Origin of the sequence: Acinetobacter lactucae (assembly GCF_013344765.1) — a bacterium.
In the GTDB taxonomy this organism is placed as follows: domain Bacteria; phylum Pseudomonadota; class Gammaproteobacteria; order Pseudomonadales; family Moraxellaceae; genus Acinetobacter; species Acinetobacter lactucae_A.
Genome location: NZ_JABVBF010000140.1, coordinates 1 through 9,027 on the forward strand (window position 1 = coordinate 1; position 9,027 = coordinate 9,027).

A 9,027-nucleotide genomic window follows, 5' to 3' on the forward strand; every position below is an offset into this window, starting at 1 on the left:
GATAAATTATAAAATTACAGTAAGTGATTTAGCAGTGTCATACAAGTCTGAAATAAAAATCTATAAAACAACTTGAATATTCACTAAATGCTTGTGAAATATTTCCGGTTTTAAAATGATCAATGTTAATTGTCGGGAAGTCTATTTATAACATTGCGACATGTTTAAAAAATTGTTAATTTTGTTCGATATAACGAACAATAACAATTTAGGATAAATGCAATGAACAACAAACAAGGACCTGCGCTGTGTGTTTTGGGCTTTATGTTACTTCCCATCAATGTATGGGCTGCGCAGCCTCTAAGTGAAGGGGCTTTGGCGACACAAACTGGAGCGGTGAATGCAGCTTTACCTGTGATTATTGCGAAAGCTCAAGACGATGCTAAGAAACCAATGATAGAACAACAACAAGCACGTCAGGTGTTAGGGGATAATTATTTACAACAAGTTCGATGGGATGCACTTAGAACAAGCGTACTTTCTCCGTATCAAGAACAAAAACAAAATCATGTGCTAGATAGTAAGGAAAAGAAGAAACTAGAAATGATCGCGTTACCCGAAAGAGCAGACCGCTTTACCAAATATGATTTTGAATCAAAAAATGTTCATGGTGAGGTTATTATTACCGTGAAGTAATAATAACCTCTAGTCTTATTAATACTGATCTAGACCAGGATGCTGGATTTTCCATGCACGGTGGATTTTTTGATTACGTTTAAAATCAGGGCCAATGGTTTCAGAAGTGATTTCTTCAACCTGAAAAATAGCTTCAATCTCTTCGTCCATTTCAAAACCACGATAGTTGTTTGAGAAATAGAGCGTTCCTTCACTGTTTAAACGGTTCATTGCACGCTTAATGAGTGAAACATGGTCACGTTGGACGTCGAAAGTACCGTAGAACTTTTTAGAGTTTGAGAATGTCGGTGGATCGATAAAAATAAGGTCGTATTGTTCGTGACCTTCTTTTAACCACTCAAAACAGTCGCTCGCAAAGAACATATGCTGTTCATCTGCATGATCTACCGTTAAACCATTTAAAACGAAGTTTTCTTTTGACCAGCTTAGGTAGGTGTTAGATAAGTCTACACTTGTCGTGCTTGCAGCACCGCCTAAAGCGGCATGTAAGCTTGCTGTAGACGTGTAACTATATAAATTCAAGAAGTGCTTACCACGAGCTTCTTGAGCGATACGTAAACGCATTTGACGGTGGTCAAGGAATAAACCTGTATCTAGGTAATCTGTCAGGTTCACTAAAATTTTAGCTTTACCTTCTTGAACGATAAAACGTTTTGAAGCTGTGCTTTGTTTTGTATATTGATTTGTACCTGTTTGGCGCGCACGTGTCTTAATAAAAATGGCATCGCGGTTTAAACCGGTAACAGCACGAATTGCAGCGAGTGCTAAATTAAAACGTTTTTTTGCTTTTTCAGGATCGATCGTTTTTGGTGGTGCATATTCTTGAACATGTAAGCGATCGCCATATAAATCTACAGCAACATTAAAGTCAGGTAAGTCTGCATCATATAAACGTAAGCAATAAACATTTTCTTTCGTTGCCCATTTTTTTAAGGCAGTCATGTTTTTTTGCAAACGGTTAGCAAAGTCTTGAGCTTCTTCCATTTCAATAGGTTGAGCTTGCCAAGTTGCTAAAAATGGCTGAGTTACTTTTTCAGGCTTAATTGAACCAAAGCGAATATAAATTGGTAACTTACCATTCATTAAACGTAAGGTTTCAGGCGCTTCAAATGCTAAAACATCGGCCTGTTCAATTTGAGCTGCAATAATGGCTGCATATTGATTGGGGAAATGTTTTTGTAGAAGTGCAGATAAACCAAGATAAAGAGAGCGGTTAGAGGCTTTATCACCTAAACGTTCACCATATGGAGGGTTTGTCACAATAAATGCGGTTTTGCCTTCAGCAGCAAAATCAGGCCAGTCAGCTAAAGTACGTTCTTCAATTTGAATTTGACCTAATACTTTTTCAAAGCCCGCCGCAATAATATTTTCACGAGTTGCTTTTATAGCTTCCCAGTCTGCATCATAGGCATAAAATTTTGGTAAAGGTAATTCAAGTGCCTTTTCATGACGTTCTGCTGCTTCAGCTTTGAGTGAAAGCCAAAGTTCGCGATCATGACCATGCCAACCATTAAAACCAAAGCGACGAACAAGTCCAGGTGCACGGTCAGTCAATATCATTAATGCTTCAATAATAAATGTACCTGAACCACACATTGGGTCGAGCACAATCTCTGGCTTACGTTGTTGAAGCTGAGCCTTTTGTAAAATTGCCGCAGCAAGGTTTTCTTTAATTGGTGCATCCGTCATATAACGACGGTAGCCACGTTTATGTAATGAATCACCAGATAAATCTAGGCAGTAGGTATGTTCAGTTTTACCTGCTAAAACATATAACGTAATTTCCGGTTGTTTAGTGTCAATGCTTGGGCGACGACCTACAGCTTCCATAAAGGAATCGACTACACCATCTTTTGCCCTAAGCGTTGCAAATTGAGTATTAACCTTAATTTCACGCTCTGCATGTAAGCGAATTGCGAAGGTACTTTGTGGTGCAAAAATAAGTGACCAGTCAAAGCTAATCGCACCTTCATAGAGCTCTTCTGCTACATCACGTGCATCGTGTGTATGTTCGAGTTCATAGGTATGAATAGGAAGTAAAACACGAGAAGCAAGACGCGACCACATGCAGATGCGGTAAGCATGTTCAAGCGTCCCTTCAATGATTAAACGTCCTGCTTTACGTTCTGTCACTTTGGTGCCAAGCTGTTCTATTTCTTCTTGTAAGAGGGCTTCTAAACCATCAGCACAAGTAATCCAATAGTGGTTTAAACGTAAAGAGGTATTCATAAACTCGATTGACCAAAACATATAAATATTAACGATGCAAAGTTTAACTTATTTTGATGTGTAAAGGTTTTTAAATTATTGCAACCTTTCATAATCCAACCAATAAACTGATTTTTAAAGATTAATACAATAAAAGTGGTATGTATTTTGCTAACTCAATCTTATCAATGGTTATTTATTTAACAAATACAGCTATTTTTTTAACCACCTTTATTATTTTAGATTGATGGGGTAATTATAAATGAAAGACATGATGGGGAATGGTTTTATTGCTAATGCAGATGCTTTCTCAGCGGCTACACAAATATATGTACGAATGCGTAGGGTAACGGGGCGCGTAATAGATGCAATGTACGTTGTTCAAAATAAAGATTATGCAAAATATGTCATTACGCTAGCACTAGAATCGGAAGATGATGAATTAAAACGATGTGTTGAACGATTAAAATCTTTGGTTGATACAATACCTGAGCCTTCTCAAAAAGAAAAAATTGCTGTTGTTAAGGCCGACGAAGACTCGGAGATTAGTGCCGAAGACATTTATCGGGCACAAGTTCCACACCATTATATTGGTGCCTTAAGATAATCCAGACCAAGGCCCTAAATTTTCTGGTCAATTTAGGGTCTTATTCTGTAAAGTTCTTCTGCGAAAAGAGCGGAATTCAGCTACACTATGCACGTTTTCGCGATTCGACCCATAGGAATCCATTATGCATATTGCAGCGTTGCATCAGCCGAGCCAGGTTCAGCTCAATCAAGACGGAAATTTAAAACATTTTTTAACGATTGAGGGACTTTCAAAAGAAAACCTCACTAAGATTTTAGATACCGCACAAAGCTTTTTAGATGATAATAATAATTTAATTAACCGTCCGCTCTTAGAGGGATTGACGGTTATGAATCTCTTCTTTGAAAACTCCACACGTACCCGTACTACTTTTGAAGCAGCAGCAAAACGTTTGTCTGCCAATGTACTGAACATTGATATTGCACGTTCAAGTACATCAAAAGGTGAAACTCTGCGCGATACGCTCTGGAACCTTGAAGCAATGGCGGCAGATATTTTTGTTGTTCGCCATTCATCTTCGGGTGCTGCACATTTCATTGCTAAAGATGTATGTCCAAAGGTTGCGATTATTAATGCAGGGGATGGTCGTCATGCGCATCCAACGCAAGCAATGCTTGATATGCTCACCATTCGCCGTGAAACTAAAAAACCATTTGAAGATTTAAGCGTTGCCATTATTGGTGACATTAAACACTCTCGCGTTGCACGTTCTGATGTGGCTGCACTGCAAACATTGGGCTGTAAAGACATTCGCGTGATTGCACCGAATACATTATTGCCAGTGGGCTTTTCTGAATATGGAGAGCATGTTCGCTTGTTCAACAAGATGGATGAAGGCATTACTGACTGTGATGTGATTATTGCCTTACGTATTCAAAATGAGCGTATTGACTCTCCAGCATTATCTTCACAGTCTGAATTCTACAGAATGTATGGTTTAAACAAAGAACGTCTTGGTTTAGCTAAACCAGACTGTATTGTGATGCATCCGGGACCAATGAACCGTGGTGTAGAAATTGATTCAAGTGTTGCTGATGGAGATCAGTCGGTTATTTTGAAACAAGTAACCAATGGCATTGCAGTTCGTATGGCTGTGTTGGCTTTATCAATGCAAGGCCAACTCCAAGAGCAAGGTTTAATTGAAGCGATTACGTTGTAAGGAATGGATCACATGAGTATTGTAAAAATTGAAAATGTACGTGTGTTAGACCCAATCCAAAAAACAGACAGCGTACAAACTGTATATATTGAAAATGGCAAGTTGGTTGCGCAAGTTGAGCACGTTGAACAAACCATTGATGGCCAAGGCAAATGGTTAATGCCAACCATGGTTGATTTGTGCGCGCGTTTGCGTGAACCGGGTCAACAGCAACATGGGACATTGAAATCGGAAGGCAAGGCAGCACGTGGTAATGGTATTTTGCATGTCATTACTCCGCCTGACTCAAAGCCGATTGTACAAGACAATGGTGCTCTCATTCATGGCTTGGTTGAAAAGGCATGGCATGATGGTGGTATTCACATGCATATCATTGGTGCTCAAACCCAAGGCTTAAATGGTAAACAACCAGCAAATATGGCAGGCCTAAAAAAGGGTGGTTGTACGGCTGTTTCTAATGCAAATGCTGCTTTCGAAAATGATGATGTAGTTATTCGTACCTTGGAATATGCAGCGGGTCTCGGTTTAACAGTCGTATTTTATGCTGAAGAGCCTCAGATTGCTAAAGACGGATGTGCACATGAAGGCTTTATTGCTTCTCGCCAAGGTCTGCCGATGATTCCGGCAATTGCTGAAACTGTAGCGATTGCGAAATATTTGCTTATGATTGAAGCAACTGGCGTAAAAGCTCACTTTGGTTTGCTGTCTTGTGGTGCATCGGTTGAATTAATCCGCGCTGCAAAAGCAAAAGGTTTACCTGTGACTGCTGATGTCGCCATGCACCAGTTGCATTTAACTGAAAACTTAACTGATGGTTTCAATTCGCTTGCGCATGTTCGTCCACCATTGCGTTCTGAGCAAGATAAAGAACTTTTACGTCAAGGCTTAAAAGAAGGCGTGATTGATGCAATTTGTACGCATCATGAGCCTTTAAGTAGTTCAGCAAAAATGGCGCCATTTGCTGAAACTCAACCGGGTATTACCGCCTTTGATACTTATGTATCTTTAGGCATTCAGCTCATCAATGAAGGTTTATTTGAACCTTTAGAGTGGGTTGAAAAAGTGACTAGCATACCTGCACAGGTTGCCAATATGACTACGCGTTGGAAAGATGAAGCAGGTTGGGTATTAGTCGATCCTGAATTAAGCTGGACAGTAAGCAAAGACACGATTTTATCACAAGGGAAAAATACTCCATTGTTGGGTCAAAACCTTACAGGTAAAGTACTTCAAACTTTTGCTAACTGATAAAATGCTTATTTAAAGTAAATTTAAAATATAAACAGGTAGATCAATAAGATCTGCCTGTTTTGTAAATACTAGATGGAAATTTGTATATAAATTATTTAAAAGACAACAAAAGGTTGAACGCACATTAGAATAAAAACTATCAGCAAAGAGAAGTATTTGAATAATCAAAAGTTGCTGGTTACGACGTATAAAATTCGGGAGAATAACCAATGTCGATAAACCCTATAGAACTGCTTAAAGAAAAAGTATCTTCAATATTATTAGATGAACAGGATGGATACCTAGGCGAAAAATCGAATGCTTTATCTAAGTTTTATCCAATTTTACTTTCATTGTTAGCTGCTAAACCTGATCTTATCGGACAATTAAAAAACAGTTTGGCCCCCTCGTTATCAGACCTTTTTTCTCATAATGACCAAATCAAGAATACTGTACTGACACATTTAAGTGGTACAGCGCCAAATAATGAAATCGAAAGCACACTCAACAGTGCAATTAAACCCAGCCTTAATGCAATTTCAGACGTTGCCGGAAATGATCAACAGAGTATTGTGAATTATTTACGTCAGCATGCAGAAACAATTCGTTCGCATTTACCGGGATGGGCAGTAGGTCTATTAGCGCCTTTAGGACTTGGTGCAGGTTTATCTTCAGTTACACATGCAACTTCAACAGCTCCGCCACTAGCTGCGGCTAGCGAAAAAACGGGTAAATCTCGTGGGTTCCTCCCTATTATTGCCTTAATTATTTTGGGGCTTATCATTGCTTGGTTATGGCGTTCTTGCCAGCATAAAGAAGCTGTACCAGCACCAGAGCCGATGGCTGCTAGTGGTGTTGAGGCTAATACCGCCGCTGCACCCGCAAGTTTAACTTTAAGCACAGATGATAAAGGTACTGTAAGCCAGTGTCAGGCAGGTATTGGCGATCAAGGATTCTTAGCAACACTACAAACTCAAGTTAAGCAGGTTTTCTCATCAACTCAAGATTGTAATGTGGATAGTAGTCAAACCTATGCGGCTGGATTTACAGACAAAGATGCACTTGCAGGAGTACTTGGTGCATTAAAAGGTGTGCCAAATGCATCTTTAGAATGGATAGGTGACAAAATTACTTTGAAAGCAGGTGATGCAGCAGCTTTAGCAGCATTAACCGCAAAAGTAAAAGCACTTGTTCCTCACACTGAGGTTGTTTCTACTGCACCAGAAACAGCTGAGCAATCTGTAAGTAATAGCTTAACTGCTTCGCAAACTGCTCTAGGCTCAATTGATCCGAATAATGTCGATGTTAATGCATTAGTAAAAGCGCTTAACTTGCAAATCATTAACTTTGCGAGTGGCTCAAGCGATATTCCAGCAGATAACAAAGCCATTCTTGATCAAGCTGCAACACTTTTGAGTAAAGTGACTAATGTAAAATTAAATGTGGGTGGTCATACTGACTCGACTGGTAATGCTGCGGCAAATAAAGCTTTATCACAACGTCGTGCTCAAGCTGTGGTCGACTATTTAACATCTAAAGGTGTAGATGGGTCTAAATTAGTTGCACAAGGCCATGGCTCTGATCAACCAGTTGCAGAGAACACAACAGAAGAAGGGCGTTTTAAAAACCGTCGTATCGAGTTTTCAGTAGCTCAATAATAGTTCTGATTTATGAAAAATTAGTTATTTTAATTTGAAAAAAGCTTCTCATTTTGAGAAGCTTTTTTGTTGAAATAAATAGTGTTGGATTGATATGAAAATCAGTTTGGTGGGAAGTGGGCGAGTTGCCTTTCATTTGGCAAAAGTACTTTTGGCTCAAGGTCATCACATCGTACAAGTCTATGCGCGTGATTTTGAGAAAACCCAAAAATTTGCAGAGAAAATTCAGACAAAAGCATGTCAGTCTCTTCGCGAATTTCAACCGACTGAGCTAATTATTCTGGCAGTTTCAGACAGCGCTATTGCTGACCTTGCAAAACAGGTTCATGAATTATTTCCTGAAACACTTATGGTTCACACCTCTGGTAGTACAGATATTGAAGTTATCAGTCATGTGCATGAAAAAGCAGGGGTATTTTACCCATTACAAACATTTAGCCTTGAAAGAGAAGTTGATTGGCACGCAACACCATTATTTGTCGAAGCGGTAACAGATACTGATCAAGAACTACTTTTAAATATAGCAAATAGCCTAAGTAATCGAGTGTATCAATACACCTCAAAACAACGTTTAACTTTACATTTAGCAGCTGTGTTTGCCTGTAACTTTAGTAACTATTGTTTTGATATGGCAAAGCAGGTTGTAGATAAAGAGCAGGTCGACTTTAGCTTGCTCTATCCTTTAATTGTGGAAACAGCAAAAAAAGCCACTGAAAATGATCCAAAGCAAATGCAAACAGGGCCTGCAATGCGAGGCGATCAAAACATCTTGACGATGCATCAAGGCTTATTAGCTCAAGCAAATCGAGATGATTTAAAACAGGTTTATCAACTTTTAAGTGATGGCATCGTGAAGCGCCATCACTCAGCTTAAAGGTTAGTTAAAAATCAAGGTTCACCGTTATTTCCCCATTTTAAGAAACCCGCACGTTGATTTAACAGTTCAAAGTATTGGTCGACATGTTCAAGTGTTGGATGGTCAAAAGGAGTGGCCTTCCAGCGTTGTACAGACAGACCAATCGGAATATCGGCCAAGCTAAATTGTGAACCAGCAACATAGGCTTGGGTTTTTGCAAGTTGTTGATCGAGAATCTGCATATGATGATTCCAGTCATGAATACCTTGCTGTAATAAGTTTGGGTCTTGATGATCTGGTGAATGTCTAAGTAAAGACATAATCGTATAAGTCCAGCTGTTATTCAGCTCTATTGCTTGCCAATCAATCCACTGGTCGACAAAGAATCTTTCTTTCGCTTGAGTAGGGTAAAGCTGATGCTCTTTGTCATAAGCATTCGCCAGATAACGGATAATGCTGTTGGATTGCCAAAGGACTAAATCGCCATCTAAAACAACAGGAATTTGACCATTGGGGTTTAATTGCAAATATTCAGGTGATTGAGCAGAGCGAAAGCCTCTTCCCCAATCTTCTCTCTCATATTCAAGATTTAATTCTTCACACAGCCATAAGACTTTGCGAACATTAATGGAATTATCACGCCCTAAAATTTTTAACATGTGTTGTCTGACTTTTCGTGAGTAGTAAGTAC

8 protein-coding genes are annotated in these 9,027 nt (G+C 39.2%); 6 read left to right on the forward strand and 2 right to left on the reverse strand.

Annotated elements, in window-relative coordinates; translation table 11 throughout:
- Positions 1-222: 222 nt before the first annotated feature.
- Entirely contained in the window at positions 223-636 is a 414-nt protein-coding gene (locus HUN22_RS13025) for a hypothetical protein (protein ID WP_174730073.1), read from the forward strand.
- 18 nt (positions 637-654) lie between these two features.
- Here HUN22_RS13025 and rlmKL read toward each other — a convergent pair whose 3' ends face one another.
- A complete protein-coding gene (rlmKL, locus tag HUN22_RS13030; RefSeq protein ID WP_174730076.1) occupies positions 655-2,865 on the reverse strand; it encodes a bifunctional 23S rRNA (guanine(2069)-N(7))-methyltransferase RlmK/23S rRNA (guanine(2445)-N(2))-methyltransferase RlmL in 2,211 nt (736 codons plus the stop codon).
- 241 nt (positions 2,866-3,106) lie between these two features.
- Between rlmKL and HUN22_RS13035 the strand changes: the two genes are divergently transcribed.
- From HUN22_RS13035 to HUN22_RS13055, 5 genes are all read left to right on the forward strand, one after another.
- Complete coding sequence (locus HUN22_RS13035) at positions 3,107-3,451, forward strand: hypothetical protein (protein ID WP_174730080.1); 345 nt, start codon at positions 3,107-3,109, stop codon at positions 3,449-3,451.
- A gap of 124 nt (positions 3,452-3,575) precedes the next feature.
- A complete protein-coding gene (locus HUN22_RS13040; protein WP_002121555.1) occupies positions 3,576-4,592 on the forward strand; it encodes an aspartate carbamoyltransferase catalytic subunit in 1,017 nt (338 codons plus the stop codon).
- 12 nt (positions 4,593-4,604) lie between these two features.
- On the forward strand, positions 4,605-5,840 hold the full coding sequence (locus tag HUN22_RS13045) for a dihydroorotase (protein WP_174730085.1): 1,236 nt from the start codon (positions 4,605-4,607) through the stop codon (positions 5,838-5,840).
- Between the two features lie 212 nt (positions 5,841-6,052).
- Positions 6,053-7,480 (forward strand): OmpA family protein, encoded by a 1,428-nt coding sequence (locus HUN22_RS13050; RefSeq protein WP_174730087.1) that lies wholly within the window; start codon positions 6,053-6,055, stop codon positions 7,478-7,480.
- A 94-nt stretch (positions 7,481-7,574) separates the two neighbouring features.
- Positions 7,575-8,354: a Rossmann-like and DUF2520 domain-containing protein gene (locus HUN22_RS13055; protein WP_174730090.1), complete on the forward strand. Its 780-nt coding sequence runs from the start codon at positions 7,575-7,577 to the stop codon at positions 8,352-8,354.
- 14 nt (positions 8,355-8,368) lie between these two features.
- Here the strand turns inward: HUN22_RS13055 and HUN22_RS13060 are convergent, their stop codons facing one another.
- Positions 8,369-8,995, reverse strand: a complete 627-nt coding sequence (locus tag HUN22_RS13060; RefSeq protein ID WP_174730092.1) for a glutathione S-transferase family protein — start codon at positions 8,993-8,995, stop codon at positions 8,369-8,371.
- Positions 8,996-9,027: the final 32 nt, after the last annotated feature.